A 12,642-nucleotide genomic window follows, 5' to 3' on the forward strand; every position below is an offset into this window, starting at 1 on the left:
AATCACCACAAGAACCCAAGCAACCCTTACCGGAACGGGATGGGGCGCCCTGGGCCGAGCTTTTGACCCAGCGGTTGCAGCCGGTTGGAAAAGTCAGTTGGTTATGAAGCCGGATAGGTCGACGTGGCGAAGGCCCTGTGCAAGTTGTTCCTGTTTGCCCCCTAGGACCTGAACGCCCCAGTCCCATTCCAGGTATCGTACGGTCCGGGCGGCGATGTCCTCCATCGTTCGACCTTTGACCAGCCCGGAGATGGCGCGGTCGACCCCAGTGTCATATTCAGATTCGGGGAACCATGTGCCGCCAAATCCCAGTCCTGCAGGGTCTGTCTCAAGGAATACGCGGCGGACCACCTCTCTGAGTCTCGGAATTCTCGTGTCCATCGGATCATTCTCCTTGGGTAATCTCCATCCCCACTGCCGTGGCTACAGCATTTTCTGCTTCGGGGGTGCCCAGCTCGGGACGGCCGCCAGCAATCGGGCAGCACCAGCTAGCACTTCCTCATACTCCGACAGTGTGAAGGTAAATGTACCGAGCTCCTCAATAGGGTCAGTCAGCTTGAAGCCATCTTTCCAAGCCCAGTCGCTCCACGTGATGGTCCCTGCCTCGCGCTCGATGCGTGCTCCGATGCCGAAACAGTCCAAATCACCGCACCTGCAGATGTACATCGCGGCACGGCCGTCCTCGTACTCGGCCGCACCAATTCCTAGGAGGCGATCGATCTGTTCGTCCAGGCTGAAGTGCTCCCACTCAGGTTGAAGTCTCGTAGGCAGCCGGTCTGATCCTTTCCCCAGGACGCGTTCAATAGGGGATTTCCCGTCCATCAGGAAATCCAGAAATGGGATGGGCACCCTCCAGCTGCGGCTCTGTGAGACATAGGTTTCCATCGTCATCAGCGAAGGCTGCAGTGCGAGCTTGTGCCGGTGGGCTGAGGACGTCATGCACTTAGTATCCATGAGGTGCCGGTCCGCACAGCCGATGCCAACGGTCGCGGAAAGAGCCGTCCCTATTGGAACTATGGCATGCAGCCTGCCGGAAAAAACGAGGGGATTCCTGACAGTATCGACTGCAGTCCTCGCGTCCTGAGGTCAACCTGGACCGGGACACTTGCGCTTGGTTTTTCCCTTCCTGGCCGCAACTGCCCCCTTCACCTGTTCCGAACAGGCTGGTCGTGAGAAAGTGTGGGTCGTAGCCAAGGAAAGGCAAAGACGCAGTGAAATGGTTTGGCAAGGAACCAAGAGCAGCGGCGATTTCGTTCGAACTCGAAGCGATCGCCAATTGTTCCGTTCACCCTAAGTTCCTTGATGAGGCGGTAGTATCCGCGGCCAAGGTTGACGACATGTACCTGAATTTCTCAGATCATTTGCACGACTTCGTTGACGCTGTGGAAGAAAAGCTTGCAGCAGATGGATGCCTGGACGCTTCATTCGTACGAAGTGAGTGGGCGCAGCATGTCGGTAGGCTTCCAAAGGATTTCGTTCCTATTCGGATTGCGCAGATTCATTTCCAGCGTCTGGTCAACGTACTAGCAACGTCCTGACTCACACGGGCGCTTCCCGAGACGTTCCCAAACACGGTCGCGGACTGTAGCCTCAGCTCATGTCGGAAATGTAGGCGACCAAAGGCGAACCCTTCGTGGCACACATTGCCAGCCCCCCGGCTGCCAGGCCGACCGGAAGCGGTCCGCCCGCACATCGTCCCACTAGCCGGGTTGCTGCCGACCCCGACGCTTCTTACGTCCATACGCGGAACCTCGAGCGGTCAAGGATGCATCGCCGCACGGGGCAGGCAAAGCGGTGCCCCGCCTCCCCCTGGGAGCGGGGCACCGCTTCTCATATGGCTGTAGCTGTCACCATTGGTGGGCAACGTCAATCACGAGCCTGGATCCGTTGCCGGGACCGGCAAGGGTGAAGACCTTGAACGGCAGCCGGGCGCGGACGCCGACGCCCAGAGTGGTACGGCCCTCGAAGCTGCCAGCCCAGGCAACCTGCCGGAACGTCTGGTACTTCGAAACGTTGGTCACCTCGGAGCGGTTGGCCGGCACGAAGGTGGCCTTGCCCGTGGCGCTGTCATAGCTGGGCGAGTGGGTGGTGACCTGCAGGAATGCGCCGCCCCGCAGCTTGATGGGCAGCCCGGACCCGTCCTGTACAACCTTCGAGACGTAGCGGACGTTGTAGCCGGTTGCCTTCCCCTTGATGTCGATTACCAGGCGGTCGAAGCAGTAGTACTTTCCCGAGCGAACATTGGTTACTGATGCCGCGCTCATGGCCTGGTTGGACTTGGCAAGTGAGCCCCAAGCCAGTCCGCAGTAGGAAGGGGTTGCGGAGGCGGCCCCCGGAACCAGCAGGCCCAGCCCGAGTGTCATGATGATGGCTGTCAGCCAGGCACTTACTTTTTTCATGTGGGTACCCCTTTCGGGTGTGAGTGATTGGATGACTCCAGCGTAGGAGCGCCAAAAGCCCGACACGAGGGATGTTTCCGGTTCTTCGTGCAACCGTTAAATCGCCGGGAAACCGATCACGGAAGCGTAAATCTGGGGCGTATTTCGGGGCCGTCGAAAGACGTTTGTGACCCTTTCTCCATTTGCCAGTTATCGCCCGTAACGGTCCCATACGCGCCGGAAGGCAAGGGTAGGCGACTTCGGATCCTGCATCGGCACTTGGGCACCCTATCCGTGTACCGGAGGTCCAGTCAGGAGGCCATGATCCTGGAGGGTCCTCCGAGGACGCTGGCGGCTGGCACGATGCCTGTGACCTTCGCGGAGTGGTCGAGCGCGCCCAGCCAGTTGGTTGGTCGGATCGCAGTTTCAAGCTTCATCGTGCACGGATCTTCTCGCTTGGGCTGCGCGGGTAGGCGTGAGCGCTCATCTCGGCTGCCATGGGCGCATTTGACTCGTGGTCCGGATGCGGGAAAGGGTGTCCGCCGGGCCCGGCGCTCTGGGGGAGTGCGTTCCGGGCCCGGCGTTCTGAAGCTCGGGTGCGCGGCCACTTCAGCTTCAGGGACGAGATCAGTGTGCGCCCCTGAAGCTATGAAATTCGGGGTTCTTCCTGATAGCTGGAGTGCGTTTTTACCCCACATATGGGGGAGACAGCAGGGCGCCTTCAAGGTTTGCCCAGGCTTATGGAAGCTGCTGCGCCGTTCTCGCGCGGCTTCCTGCCCCGCTGCCGTCCGGCCTGCCAGCCCGGCAATGCCTCATCCAGCGCTTGCTCCTTGGCTCCATCCAGTTCGCCGCGGTGCAGTTTGGCCCGCTGGGAGTGCAGCCACACACCGAGGTCATGCTCCAGCCCCGCCACAGTGACCTTGTGGCGGGGCCAGTCGTTGCCGGCGTCCCGGTAGACGACCAGGGCCTCGAGCCGGTCGTGCCACCGTGCCTCGTCGGCGTCTGTCCGCGGGGGAGTCTGCCAGCCAGGAAGCACGGCCAGACCGTCGCGGCAGGCCGGGGCGAGCGTTCCGGCCCGGGCATCTTCGCGGCGCCGCTGCAGCCAAGCAGCCAGGGTCCGTTCCGCTGTGCTTTCCGCGGTCCGGGACGGATACCGGCCCCTCTCCTGGACCATGGCCATCAGCTGCCGCATCCGCTCCAGGCCCTGCGCAGACTCTCCATGGCTGGTTTTTAGGGCGGCGGCCGACTCGTGCGCGTCATGCAGCTCAGGGTCGGCGGCCCGGGCAATAGCAAGGTGGTAAGCGACGGTCTTTGGTGCTGCTCCAACCAGGTTCGCGATCTGTCCGCGGTAAGGCCGCCGCGGTACATCAGGACCCACTCCTGGTTCGGAGCACGGTTCCGTTTCGTCGCGGCCATGGCCACCATCCTGCCATTGGTGCGGAACAAACTGCGGTGAGACCAGCACAACGACTCGCCCGCCGCACAAGAGATGTGGGCTCTCGCAGGACGCCTAGATGTGCCAGGTGACGGAGCGGCGTTTCGCGCGCACTCCGGCGATGAGGATCAAAGAGACAAATGAGGCTATTCCCGCTACGCCAATTGCCATGCGAGTCCAAGATGGCAGGCCCCACAAGTCATAGGCTGGCGACAGCATCCCAAAGACCCCGGAGATCAACATATAGCCTCCTCCTGCTGCCAGAATCACTGACGAAATGATGAGCACCCACACTCTGGCCATCTGGAGCTTGGGTGCGAAGTTATCCGCGTATTGGCTTGGAGTCCCGAAGGCGGCGGTGGGGTCCTCGCCGGAGTCGGCGACAAGGCTTTGGACTTCGCGCACGATCCGTGTTGCTGCTGTTGCAGGAACACCCCGGAGTTCGAGTATTTCAGTCAGCTCTGCCGCATACTCTTCTTGCCTTGATTCAGTCACGAGCGCGGCTTCCTTTCCTTGATGTCTGTCGTGCGTCGGTCTGCGGAAACAAGCTGGCCCCCGACCTGTCAGGTGCCGCGGGCCTGCAGGGCGGCCAGCAGGTCATCGGCCAACGCCGTCATGGCCGAAGTCGGCCGTTCCGGTTCGTCTGCACCATCGCCGAACCATTTGTGCCAGACGCCGGCGACAACGTCCGGCGTGATGGCAGTGCCTCCTTTGATGAGGGTGACTAAGTCCTTCATCTCCGGGTCGTACTCGCTGTCGGGCGCACCGTGGGTCATGACGACGGCCAGGTCGTGGGCGTTCAGGATTTCGGTGACGGCCTCGCGGAGCCGGCTGTCGGTAGGGTTAGTGATGTCTATTGGCGCCATTCTAGAAGCATTCGGATCTTCAGGCGCCTGAGAGACGGGGCAATGTGCCTGGTAAATGCGACATGGGGGACACTTTGAAAATCGTGCTGTACATCATCTGGACACTGTTCGCCGCGGCTGCCGCGGCTGCCTGCATTCACGCACTGCGGAAGACGCAGGCCCAGGAACGGCGGATCGAAGGCTGGCCAAAGGTCGAAGCCACTGTCACCGGCAGCCGTACGGGCTGGACTTCAGGTGTTGGCAACGCGACCCCCAGCCTGCGCTACCGGCCGACGTACCAGTTCACCGGACCGCAGGGAGTCCTCTACGTCGGGGAATCCGAAATCACGCAGGTCAGGCGCCCCGTTCCCGGTTCGGTGCTGGAGGTGGCATACAACCCCGCCGATCCCGGCCAGTCATTCCAGGTCGATTACCCGTCCAAGCAGGTGCTTGGCTGCCTGGCCCCGTTCTTCGCGGTGTTCGCAGTGGTCTCGTTCTGGTTCATCGGGGTCTTTCCGGTCGGTTAATTTGGAGCGATCGCACCAGCATCCTTGGTGGCCGGAGGGCCCACGTGCGTAATGGGAGACCCGTGAGGGCGTCCCGCAACAAGTACGCCTGGTGAGCACGGATGGCAGCCGGCCGTGAGCCCAGAGAAGTCTTCTAGGTACTCCGTTCGCCGTTCGCCGGGAATTCTCGGAGTATCGCAGCCACGGCGCGTACAGCAGCCGGATCGTGGGCCCATGGGGTCCCCGTGCGGGTGCAGGCGTGGAAGCTCATCACCTTAGAACCCTGGGCGGCTTGCGTCAGTTCGGCCCAGGCCTCCTGCAGGTCCTCGCTCTGTGCCAGCGGGGTAGCCTCGCACGTGCCTGCGGGCTCGGGCGCCGAGATGCCTGTGGCTTTGGTCCTACGGTGAAATAGATGTTTGAGGCTCATGTCTGTCTCCCTCCTGACAGTGCCTGGTGGGTGTGACTCCGTCTAGGAGGCTGGAACCATCCAAAAGCCAGCGACGGCGGCACGGCGCTCTTCTGTGGTTGTGGGAACGAGATGAGCGAAGACCGGGCCTGTCTCCAGGTTTACGATCATGCCCCCGGTTCTTCCGCACTTCAGGGCGAGTTCGTAGTTTGTTCCTCCTCGGCGGTCAGGCTGCGCGATGAGGAGGGATGCTTCCGTGACACCTACGCATGAAGAGGTGACCATGTAGCTTCCTTTAGGTAGGCCAGACAGTGAGGTGCGGTGCCCGTCGCCACTAAGTCCACCAGAGCCGCCCAGCACAAGGTCAGAGGGCCTGGGGCCGAGGATCCGGTTCAGTTGCGTCTGGTTGCTTGCCTGTTCCCTGGCAAGGGCGGGATCGGCTGTGGGCTGGCGGGGCGGGGAGGTGCGGGATGTCGAGGCCGGCGGGGCAGTCGCAGGGCCCGCCTCGTCGTCCGTGTACGCGCAGGCACTCAAGACACCTGCCGAACCGGCAAGGACCAGCACCAATGCCATGCCGCCGGCCCGTTTCCCCCCAAGGAACCCCATGCCCGAAGCCTACCGGCATGCGCACGGGTGAGCTACCGGTGCCGGGCTGCCTGATCCCGCTCTTCTCGATGTTCGCGCTGGCCTCGCTCTGGTTCATCGGAATCTTCCCCTCCGCTAATCGGAACTGCCCCATGCCACACTGGCTTCATGGAGGAGATCATCACCTATCCCCAGCCACCTGACCTTCCCGCCGAGAAGATTCGGGCGCTGATCGACTATGCGGACCGGATGGCCGCGTCCATGGAAGCTGAAGTGGACATGATTCGCAGGGCAGGCAAGGCATCACCGGAACACGACCTGGGCGAAATCATCGAAGGCTGGCGGTTCACGTCCCTGGCGATTAGGGAAAGCTACGACGGCCGACTCTAATCGGCGCCGGACGCATGCCTGACGAGTTCGGCAGCACGCGGCGGTGGTCCTCAACACTCTCGCACCCCGGGAGGAGCTGGAGCCATGACAGCTCCAACGGTGGAGGCGGCCATCCATGAACTGATGGATCTCGCCTGGAATGTTGTTTACGACCTGCTAGCCGAGCGGGGACTGTTCGGTGACGGATTGTTCGTCGAGGAGTACACCGGCATCCACTCCTGGCTGGACGGGCCCGTCCGGTACACCGTCGTCCATTCCCGCAAGGTCGCGGTCCTGTTCGTGGACACCCGGCCGGTAGACGCGATCGTGTTCCCATCACGACCTGCTCGGCGCCGACGACCCGAAGAGCTTTTTCAGCGTTCCGGAGTAGGCCCCGGCCGGCGCTTAGGCTGGCAGCGCGGCGGAGCCTAGTAGAAGGAAATGAGTTCTACGAGTTCTCCGACGCGGTCCTCGGGGTAGTTCGGGCGATGTCTGCCTGCGTGACGATACCGACCAGGTCATGGCCATCGATGACCGGCAGCAGACGGACCTGGTGCTCGCCCATGGTCCTGATCGCCTCTTCAATGGAATCGTCCAATCATGGATGCTTGTCAGATGCTAAGCACGCTGACCATCCTCAGACTATGACCGGTGATAACCGGCCTGCAGCTAGCTGACAAGAAAGAAGCGCGCCATGGGAATCCTCGGATTTCTCATTCTGGGCCTGATCGCGGGAGCCATCGCGAAGGCCATCCTGCCCGGACGGCAGGGCGGCGGGTGGCTGGTAACCCTGCTCCTTGGCGTTGTTGGAGCGATCCTCGGCGGGTGGATCGGCTCACTCATCTTTGGCGGGGGCCTCGGAAGTTTCTTCAACCTCCGTACCTGGCTGCTGGCCATCCTGGGATCCGTCATCGCCCTGGGAATTTTCGCCGCCACAACGGGCGGAAGGCGGGGGATTTTTTCCCGGCGGAGGATCTGAACGGGCCCCACTGCGGTCCCTACAGCGAAATGGCGCCGCGGCGACACCTCGCAATAAGGGCATGGGGCAAGTGGCTTTCTGCCGGTCGGTCAGCACGGCAGTGTCCAGAGCGCCGCCTTTTACTTTGAGGTGGCCGCGGCGCAGCTTGAACCGTTGGGCGTGCAGCCAGATACCAAGGTCGTGCCTCTTCGCCGATAATTTCGTCTGACCACCCAATCGTTCCACCTGCTGGGCGGGATTCCATGCGCCACGGCGGGGCACTTTATGATTTTGGGATGGTCACTCTGAGTCAAGCCACCGTCATGGCTCTTGCCTGCGTAGTGCTCATCGCCGTTCCGGGTCCGAGCGTGCTCTTCGTGGTGGGGCGGGCCCTCAGCCACGGCCGCGCGAATGCCTTGGCCAGTGTCGTGGGCAATGCCATCGGCTGCTACCTGGTTGGGGTCGCCATTGCCTTTGGTCTCGGTCCTTTGTTGGAACGCTCGGAACTGCTCTTCCAGTCCATCAAGTGGGCAGGCATCCTCTACCTGTTCTGGCTGGGATTCCAGGCACTCCGGCACGCGGGCCCCGCATCCGACGCGCCAGAAGTCACCGCCCGGGTCGAAACTCCCTTGGCTGCGGTCCGTGCCGGCACGATCGTGGGCCTGACCAACCCCAAGAGCTTCGTCCTCTTCACCGCGATCGTCCCGCAGTTCATCGCCCCCTCGGCAGGCAACGCCACTGCCCAGATCCTTATCCTGGGTATCGTCCCGCTATTGATCGGGCTGATCACCGATACCGCGTGGGCTCTAGCCGCCGGCCGTGCTCGCAGCTGGCTCGCCAAGTCTCCGCGCCGCATGACGACCTTCGGCCGGATCGGTGGCTTGTCGATCATCGGCGTCGGGGTCTCCGCCGCAGTGACCGGCAACGGCCACTGATCCTTTGCTTCTTCGGCCCTTGACGGCGGCCCGCGCGGACGCCGTCGGCGTTTGAACGGAAGGGCGACCTTTCTAGCTTTCCGGCAGAGCAACCTCACGATTCCGACTGGAGGCAAATGATCTCGCTTGAACAGGCACGGGCCATTGCGTACGAAAGGCTCGCGCCAGGATGGGAGGCTGGTGACTGTGCGAGTACACGGTGGCCGATTACGGGTTCGAGGATGAAACTGTCTGGAGCCTCATCGATGGCGGAAGCCGCCTGGTCATCGACGGGGATTACGGCTGTGAGTCTGTCGGCAGGGGCAGCACGCTCGTGGACAAGAAAACCGGTGAGATCTACTTCGTGACCTACCTGGAAGCACCCGACTGGTTTGATGCGATGACGCCTGTGGGCAGCCACCCATCGTGAAGGGCGCTTAAGGCAGATGGACCCTTTAGGGTCTTTGCGTATGAAAGCAACATCCGACTACCGCCCGACTCGATCCGTCCAGCGCGTCGTCATCGTCCACGGGTACGAAGCCGCACCGGACGCACACTGGTTCCCTTGGCTCCAAAACGCACTCCAAGCCAAAGGCAAAGGCGTCACAGTCGTGCCTCTCCCTGCCCCGGATGCTCCTGAAACGGCAGCTTGGGAGAACGCTGTCAGTGCTGCACTTGGAGTGCCCGATGCAGGAACGGTGGTCGTGGCGCATTCCCTCGGTGCGATCACTGCACTACGCGTGTTGGCTGCGCTTCCGGAGCCATGGGAGCTAGGCGGTCTTGTGCTGGTAGCGGGCTTCACCAAACCGCTGGAAGCATTGCCGGAACTCGATGGCTACCTCGCAACTGACGTTGACGCTGAACGGGTAGCAGGGAGCATTGCTGAGCGAACAGTAATCCGCTCCGACACGGACCCCTTCGTACCACCGGCAGTTTCAGATGACCTTGCCAAGCGCCTCGACGCACAGCTGCAGGTTCACCCAGGAGCGGGACACTTCATGGCAGAAGACGGGGTGACAACCCTGCCAGCTGTGCTTGACCTGCTGCGGTCGTCCTAGGGAACGGCTATTCGTCGAAGAAAACGTCGCCACTGTTCATCGCCGATCCCTGGCCTGAGCCGCAACGAAATCTGCTGGCAGATCTCGGACCACTACCCGCCTTGGTGTTGGTTCCTGCTCCAGTGACCTGGGCGACTACGCAGATGCGGGGGTTTCAGCCTCCCGACGGGTTCTCAACCGGTGTGCCGTCCGGGTCTTCCGTAATGGGGCGGTCTTCCTCGGGTTGCGTGTTCGGGTTTTCAGCTTCAGGGTCCTTGGGCTTGCCGTGGGGCTGTCCTTCAGTTCCGGGGTTGCTCACGATGTTCCTCCTGTTGCTTTCGTGCCGTGTTCGATGACGTAATCCCACCACAAAGGGACGCATGTTCACAGGGTCGCCGAAGCCCATGCTCTGGTGGCCCGCTTCGGAGAGACTCCAGGACATTGCGCAGGGGCGAGATCGAGACGCTGGCACGACACCTCTTTTTTCAGCCCATACAAGGTACTCGCGGCCAGCGATAAACATTGTGCGATCCCATTACCCGACAGTGGGGCAATAAAGGGCCCTGACAGGGCATCTTCGCCTGCTCCGGCGTCGAATAACCGGTATGAACTACTACAGCCCGGCGGCGCAGGAACGGGCCAGAGACGCCGCATACGATGCAGTTGAAAAGGTACTTAGCAGCATGTTCGAACCGCTTAGCCGGCATGCCCTGACAGCCCGCTGGAACCAAGCCATGGAAGCCATGGCCAAACACCTCGAAGCCCAAGACAACGGCATGGAATAACTTTGACGGCGGCAGCGCCACCGGATCCCACCTGTGAACCTCCGGAACAAGAAGTCACTGATGGGAGAGCTCGCCAGCTGCCGCTGAACGATGGCCCCGTCATTGACCCGGAACGGGGATGAGTGGCGGGGGATGCCCCGGGCCCAGAAGACGATCATGAGACCTGCGGTGGCGGCCCCACCTTAGTACATCCACGGCGCTGCCCATGACCCTTCCGGTGCGGGGATCGCCACGGCAATACGACGGCGGCCCTGGCCAGGAGAACCTCCGCGGCCGCCTGCAGGGGCCTTGCCCGGTACTCCGGGTAGGCCAGCCGGATCAGGGGGATGACCGGCAGCAGGAACACTGTGAGGCTGAAGACCACCCAGATGATGTTGAACGTGAAGATGGCCATGCCCAGCACCAGCAAGGCCAGGAACTTCAGCAGCTGCCCAACCCTGAGCGGGTTCTACAGGGTCCACCGGCTCAGGAGCCGCCCCCACGCCGGGAGCCCGAGCAGCCAGCCGCCGCACCAGAAGCCAACGTTCGTTAGCGCCAGCGGCACGAGCAGGGCGCCGGGAAGCAGGAACGCCACGGTCTGCCGAAGGGACGGGACCATTCCGGTGGGGCCGAAGACGCATGCCCCGATCAGCAAGTAGGCGGCCACGTACCAGGGAGCAGCTGGATTATGGGATCGGCCAGGTTGAACACCAGAAGGGTCAGCGCGGGGACCATGACGCAGACCGCCGCGAACGTCCACGGGCGGCAGACGGCGGAGCCGGGCATCAAGGCAGGGAAGCGAGGATGTCGTGGGGCCACTCTTTGGTGAGCACCCCGTGCAGCTCCTCGTTTGGGCTGGCCACGCAGTAGGGCGTGTGACCCGGGTTCAAGACGGCTAGCTTCACCGGGGCGGCGAACAGGCCCCAGGGCTCGATCCTGTTGGCCAGGTAGCCGGTCAGCTTCAGGTCGCTGTACTCCGGGGCATTCCAGACCCTGCAGGCGAACTGAAGGTCGTCGGGGTGGATGGCGATCCACACCCCGAACCGGAACTCATACCCGCATTCCAGCTTGACCGGCAGGAGTGCGCGGACGAACGGGCTGATGCCCTGGATCTGCATGAGCGTCGCCTTGTTGGGATCCGGGTCGCTCAACCAGCTGTCCTCGGCGCGGTGCTGCTCCGGACTATTCAGGACCGGGTCCGGAAGCCGGAAACGCACATCGCGGTCGTGACCTGACACCCGCTGTCCGCACAGGCCACACTTATGCCGTTTCGGCCAGACCATTTCCCCTCCGTTTGTTGTCCTCGGCGCGAGTCTACGGGGTCATTGCCGCTCAGCGTTCCTCGCCAGAGTCTTTATTGACACCCGGTCGTCGCTTCGCGCTGGTAGGGTCCCGCCCATGGACGACGAACTGTTGATTGCCCCGACCGCTTCCATCGCGGACGTTGCCCGAAGGGAGGGTTTCGACGAGAACTTCCTGAGCCAGCGCGTTCCCCTGCCGGGCCTGGCCGGCGTGGAGACCGTCCTGCTGCCGTACACGCACTTCTCGGTGCTGATGCGCCTGGACAAGCGTCTGGCCGCAGTCACCGGGGTCGGCATCGACGGCGAGAAGCTCATGGACCTGGACCGGTCCGGGATCAACTGGCGGCTGGACCCGCGGCTTCCCGCGGACCAGCAGACGGGGGAGCGGGTCTACGCCCGGAACGACCTCGACCGCGGACACCTGGTCCGGCGCTCATCGGCCGTCTGGGGCGACACCGCGGCCGAGGCGGAACAGGCCAACGAGGACACCTTCCACTACACCAACGCCGCCCCGCAGGCGGCCAAGTTCAACCAGGGCATGGAACTGTGGCTGGGCATAGAGGACTACCTCCAGCAGCACGCCGCCCAGTACCGGAGCCGGGTCGTGGTCTTCACCGGTCCGATCTTCAGCGCCCTCGATCCGGTGTACCGGGGCGTGGACATCCCGCTGCGCTTCTTCAAGGTCGCCGCCTTCATCCACGAGGGCGAGTTGGCGGCCACCGGGTACGTGGTCGACCAGACCCCTGAGCTGGCCGATATACCCGAGGTGCCGCGGCCAGGGGCTGTTGAGGACCTCACGCCGCTGGGCGCGTTCCGGACGTTCCAGGCCCCGATCAGGGACATCGCCGTACTCACCGGGCTGGACTTGGACCAACTGGTCGAGGTGGACCGGATGCCCATCGCCGCCACAATCGGAGCAGCCCCAGTGGGGTCCACCTGGCGGGAGTTGGGTACCGTCGAAGATCTAGACCTGGACTTCGATCTGGAGGGCTAGAGCCGGGTCCAAGCGGGGCCTACGCAACAACCATTTGGACTGCACAACGAGACGTTCCAAGGAATTCCATAGTTCTTCCAAGGACGAATGTGGACACTTGAATCGGTCGGCGGCGGTGAACCATCGGTCCACCCTCCGGGACTTGGCTTC

At 62.8% G+C, this 12,642-nt stretch carries 23 protein-coding genes; 10 read left to right on the forward strand and 13 right to left on the reverse strand.

Annotated features, from left to right (window positions below):
* Positions 1 to 93 precede the first annotated feature (93 nt).
* Complete coding sequence (locus tag J7I85_RS20040) at positions 94 to 381, reverse strand: hypothetical protein (RefSeq protein ID WP_214856229.1); 288 nt, start codon at positions 379 to 381, stop codon at positions 94 to 96.
* A gap of 42 nt (positions 382 to 423) precedes the next feature.
* Complete coding sequence (locus J7I85_RS20045) at positions 424 to 891, reverse strand: hypothetical protein (protein WP_214856231.1); 468 nt, start codon at positions 889 to 891, stop codon at positions 424 to 426.
* A gap of 320 nt (positions 892 to 1,211) precedes the next feature.
* Here J7I85_RS20045 and J7I85_RS20050 point away from each other — a divergent pair, with 320 nt between their 5' ends.
* Complete coding sequence (locus J7I85_RS20050) at positions 1,212 to 1,538, forward strand: hypothetical protein (RefSeq protein ID WP_214856233.1); 327 nt, start codon at positions 1,212 to 1,214, stop codon at positions 1,536 to 1,538.
* Positions 1,539 to 1,847: 309 nt separating this feature from the next.
* Here the strand turns inward: J7I85_RS20050 and J7I85_RS20055 are convergent, their stop codons facing one another.
* From J7I85_RS20055 to J7I85_RS20070, 5 genes are all read right to left on the reverse strand, one after another.
* Positions 1,848 to 2,399 carry a hypothetical protein gene (locus tag J7I85_RS20055; RefSeq protein ID WP_214856235.1) on the reverse strand — a complete coding sequence of 184 codons (552 nt, stop codon included), beginning with the start codon at positions 2,397 to 2,399 and terminating at the stop codon, positions 1,848 to 1,850.
* A 290-nt stretch (positions 2,400 to 2,689) separates the two neighbouring features.
* A complete protein-coding gene (locus J7I85_RS25615) occupies positions 2,690 to 2,815 on the reverse strand; it encodes a hypothetical protein (protein WP_285289630.1) in 126 nt (41 codons plus the stop codon).
* 284 nt (positions 2,816 to 3,099) lie between these two features.
* Positions 3,100 to 3,756 (reverse strand): helicase associated domain-containing protein, encoded by a 657-nt coding sequence (locus J7I85_RS20060; RefSeq protein ID WP_251024603.1) that lies wholly within the window; start codon positions 3,754 to 3,756, stop codon positions 3,100 to 3,102.
* 132 nt (positions 3,757 to 3,888) lie between these two features.
* Positions 3,889 to 4,308 carry a hypothetical protein gene (locus tag J7I85_RS20065; protein WP_214856237.1) on the reverse strand — a complete coding sequence of 140 codons (420 nt, stop codon included), beginning with the start codon at positions 4,306 to 4,308 and terminating at the stop codon, positions 3,889 to 3,891.
* A gap of 68 nt (positions 4,309 to 4,376) precedes the next feature.
* Positions 4,377 to 4,679, reverse strand: a complete 303-nt coding sequence (locus J7I85_RS20070; RefSeq protein WP_214856239.1) for a hypothetical protein — start codon at positions 4,677 to 4,679, stop codon at positions 4,377 to 4,379.
* A 62-nt stretch (positions 4,680 to 4,741) separates the two neighbouring features.
* On the opposite strand from J7I85_RS20070, the gene J7I85_RS20075 reads away from it, so the two are divergent.
* Positions 4,742 to 5,185 carry a DUF3592 domain-containing protein gene (locus tag J7I85_RS20075; RefSeq protein ID WP_251024604.1) on the forward strand — a complete coding sequence of 148 codons (444 nt, stop codon included), beginning with the start codon at positions 4,742 to 4,744 and terminating at the stop codon, positions 5,183 to 5,185.
* Positions 5,186 to 5,633: 448 nt separating this feature from the next.
* Here J7I85_RS20075 and J7I85_RS20080 read toward each other — a convergent pair whose 3' ends face one another.
* Entirely contained in the window at positions 5,634 to 6,176 is a 543-nt protein-coding gene (locus J7I85_RS20080; protein WP_214856242.1) for a hypothetical protein, read from the reverse strand.
* Between the two features lie 147 nt (positions 6,177 to 6,323).
* On the opposite strand from J7I85_RS20080, the gene J7I85_RS20085 reads away from it, so the two are divergent.
* Positions 6,324 to 6,545 (forward strand): hypothetical protein, encoded by a 222-nt coding sequence (locus J7I85_RS20085; RefSeq protein ID WP_214856244.1) that lies wholly within the window; start codon positions 6,324 to 6,326, stop codon positions 6,543 to 6,545.
* Positions 6,546 to 6,629: 84 nt separating this feature from the next.
* Positions 6,630 to 6,956: a hypothetical protein gene (locus J7I85_RS20090; protein WP_251024605.1), complete on the forward strand. Its 327-nt coding sequence runs from the start codon at positions 6,630 to 6,632 to the stop codon at positions 6,954 to 6,956.
* Positions 6,957 to 6,972: 16 nt separating this feature from the next.
* Here J7I85_RS20090 and J7I85_RS20095 read toward each other — a convergent pair whose 3' ends face one another.
* A complete protein-coding gene (locus J7I85_RS20095; protein ID WP_308159568.1) occupies positions 6,973 to 7,122 on the reverse strand; it encodes a CBS domain-containing protein in 150 nt (49 codons plus the stop codon).
* A 96-nt stretch (positions 7,123 to 7,218) separates the two neighbouring features.
* On the opposite strand from J7I85_RS20095, the gene J7I85_RS20100 reads away from it, so the two are divergent.
* From J7I85_RS20100 to J7I85_RS20115, 4 genes are all read left to right on the forward strand, one after another.
* Complete coding sequence (locus J7I85_RS20100; protein ID WP_214845396.1) at positions 7,219 to 7,503, forward strand: GlsB/YeaQ/YmgE family stress response membrane protein; 285 nt, start codon at positions 7,219 to 7,221, stop codon at positions 7,501 to 7,503.
* A 275-nt stretch (positions 7,504 to 7,778) separates the two neighbouring features.
* The gene (locus tag J7I85_RS20105; RefSeq protein ID WP_214856246.1) at positions 7,779 to 8,417 is read left to right on the forward strand and encodes a LysE family translocator; all 639 of its coding nucleotides are present in this window, start codon (positions 7,779 to 7,781) and stop codon (positions 8,415 to 8,417) included.
* Between the two features lie 199 nt (positions 8,418 to 8,616).
* Complete coding sequence (locus tag J7I85_RS20110; protein ID WP_214856248.1) at positions 8,617 to 8,826, forward strand: hypothetical protein; 210 nt, start codon at positions 8,617 to 8,619, stop codon at positions 8,824 to 8,826.
* A 40-nt stretch (positions 8,827 to 8,866) separates the two neighbouring features.
* Positions 8,867 to 9,454: an alpha/beta hydrolase gene (locus tag J7I85_RS20115; RefSeq protein WP_214856256.1), complete on the forward strand. Its 588-nt coding sequence runs from the start codon at positions 8,867 to 8,869 to the stop codon at positions 9,452 to 9,454.
* Positions 9,455 to 9,608: 154 nt separating this feature from the next.
* Here J7I85_RS20115 and J7I85_RS20120 read toward each other — a convergent pair whose 3' ends face one another.
* Entirely contained in the window at positions 9,609 to 9,752 is a 144-nt protein-coding gene (locus J7I85_RS20120; RefSeq protein ID WP_214856258.1) for a hypothetical protein, read from the reverse strand.
* A gap of 286 nt (positions 9,753 to 10,038) precedes the next feature.
* Here J7I85_RS20120 and J7I85_RS20125 point away from each other — a divergent pair, with 286 nt between their 5' ends.
* The gene (locus J7I85_RS20125; RefSeq protein WP_214856260.1) at positions 10,039 to 10,218 is read left to right on the forward strand and encodes a hypothetical protein; all 180 of its coding nucleotides are present in this window, start codon (positions 10,039 to 10,041) and stop codon (positions 10,216 to 10,218) included.
* 154 nt (positions 10,219 to 10,372) lie between these two features.
* Here the strand turns inward: J7I85_RS20125 and J7I85_RS20130 are convergent, their stop codons facing one another.
* The 3 genes from J7I85_RS20130 to J7I85_RS20140 form a co-directional block, all read right to left on the reverse strand.
* Positions 10,373 to 10,612: a hypothetical protein gene (locus tag J7I85_RS20130; protein ID WP_214856261.1), complete on the reverse strand. Its 240-nt coding sequence runs from the start codon at positions 10,610 to 10,612 to the stop codon at positions 10,373 to 10,375.
* A 54-nt stretch (positions 10,613 to 10,666) separates the two neighbouring features.
* Entirely contained in the window at positions 10,667 to 10,864 is a 198-nt protein-coding gene (locus tag J7I85_RS20135; RefSeq protein WP_214856263.1) for a hypothetical protein, read from the reverse strand.
* Positions 10,865 to 10,982: 118 nt separating this feature from the next.
* Positions 10,983 to 11,480, reverse strand: a complete 498-nt coding sequence (locus tag J7I85_RS20140; RefSeq protein WP_251024606.1) for a DUF2199 domain-containing protein — start codon at positions 11,478 to 11,480, stop codon at positions 10,983 to 10,985.
* A 115-nt stretch (positions 11,481 to 11,595) separates the two neighbouring features.
* On the opposite strand from J7I85_RS20140, the gene J7I85_RS20145 reads away from it, so the two are divergent.
* The gene (locus J7I85_RS20145; RefSeq protein ID WP_214856272.1) at positions 11,596 to 12,492 is read left to right on the forward strand and encodes a DNA/RNA non-specific endonuclease; all 897 of its coding nucleotides are present in this window, start codon (positions 11,596 to 11,598) and stop codon (positions 12,490 to 12,492) included.
* Positions 12,493 to 12,642 lie beyond the last annotated feature (150 nt).

The sequence above is a fragment of the Arthrobacter sp. ISL-65 genome (assembly GCF_018613795.1).
In the GTDB taxonomy this organism is placed as follows: Bacteria; Actinomycetota; Actinomycetes; order Actinomycetales; family Micrococcaceae; genus Arthrobacter.

Bases quoted from the DNA above. Each gene is read 5' to 3' on its own strand.
- J7I85_RS20040 (WP_214856229.1), bottom strand. From the start codon at position 381: ATGGACACGAGAATTCCGAGACTCAGAGAGGTGGTCCGCCGCGTATTC.
- J7I85_RS20045 (WP_214856231.1), bottom strand. From the start codon at position 891: ATGACGATGGAAACCTATGTCTCACAGAGCCGCAGCTGGAGGGTGCCC.
- J7I85_RS20080 (WP_214856242.1), bottom strand. From the start codon at position 6,176: ATGGGGTTCCTTGGGGGGAAACGGGCCGGCGGCATGGCATTGGTGCTG.
- J7I85_RS20105 (WP_214856246.1), top strand. From the start codon at position 7,779: ATGGTCACTCTGAGTCAAGCCACCGTCATGGCTCTTGCCTGCGTAGTG.
- J7I85_RS20115 (WP_214856256.1), top strand. From the start codon at position 8,867: ATGAAAGCAACATCCGACTACCGCCCGACTCGATCCGTCCAGCGCGTC.
- J7I85_RS20055 (WP_214856235.1), bottom strand. From the start codon at position 2,399: ATGAAAAAAGTAAGTGCCTGGCTGACAGCCATCATCATGACACTCGGG.
- J7I85_RS25615 (WP_285289630.1), bottom strand. From the start codon at position 2,815: ATGAAGCTTGAAACTGCGATCCGACCAACCAACTGGCTGGGCGCGCTC.
- J7I85_RS20145 (WP_214856272.1), top strand. From the start codon at position 11,596: ATGGACGACGAACTGTTGATTGCCCCGACCGCTTCCATCGCGGACGTT.
- J7I85_RS20070 (WP_214856239.1), bottom strand. From the start codon at position 4,679: ATGGCGCCAATAGACATCACTAACCCTACCGACAGCCGGCTCCGCGAG.
- J7I85_RS20140 (WP_251024606.1), bottom strand. From the start codon at position 11,480: ATGGTCTGGCCGAAACGGCATAAGTGTGGCCTGTGCGGACAGCGGGTG.
- J7I85_RS20125 (WP_214856260.1), top strand. From the start codon at position 10,039: ATGAACTACTACAGCCCGGCGGCGCAGGAACGGGCCAGAGACGCCGCA.
- J7I85_RS20075 (WP_251024604.1), top strand. From the start codon at position 4,742: ATGGGGGACACTTTGAAAATCGTGCTGTACATCATCTGGACACTGTTC.
- J7I85_RS20090 (WP_251024605.1), top strand. From the start codon at position 6,630: ATGACAGCTCCAACGGTGGAGGCGGCCATCCATGAACTGATGGATCTC.
- J7I85_RS20085 (WP_214856244.1), top strand. From the start codon at position 6,324: ATGGAGGAGATCATCACCTATCCCCAGCCACCTGACCTTCCCGCCGAG.
- J7I85_RS20100 (WP_214845396.1), top strand. From the start codon at position 7,219: ATGGGAATCCTCGGATTTCTCATTCTGGGCCTGATCGCGGGAGCCATC.
- J7I85_RS20130 (WP_214856261.1), bottom strand. From the start codon at position 10,612: ATGGCCATCTTCACGTTCAACATCATCTGGGTGGTCTTCAGCCTCACA.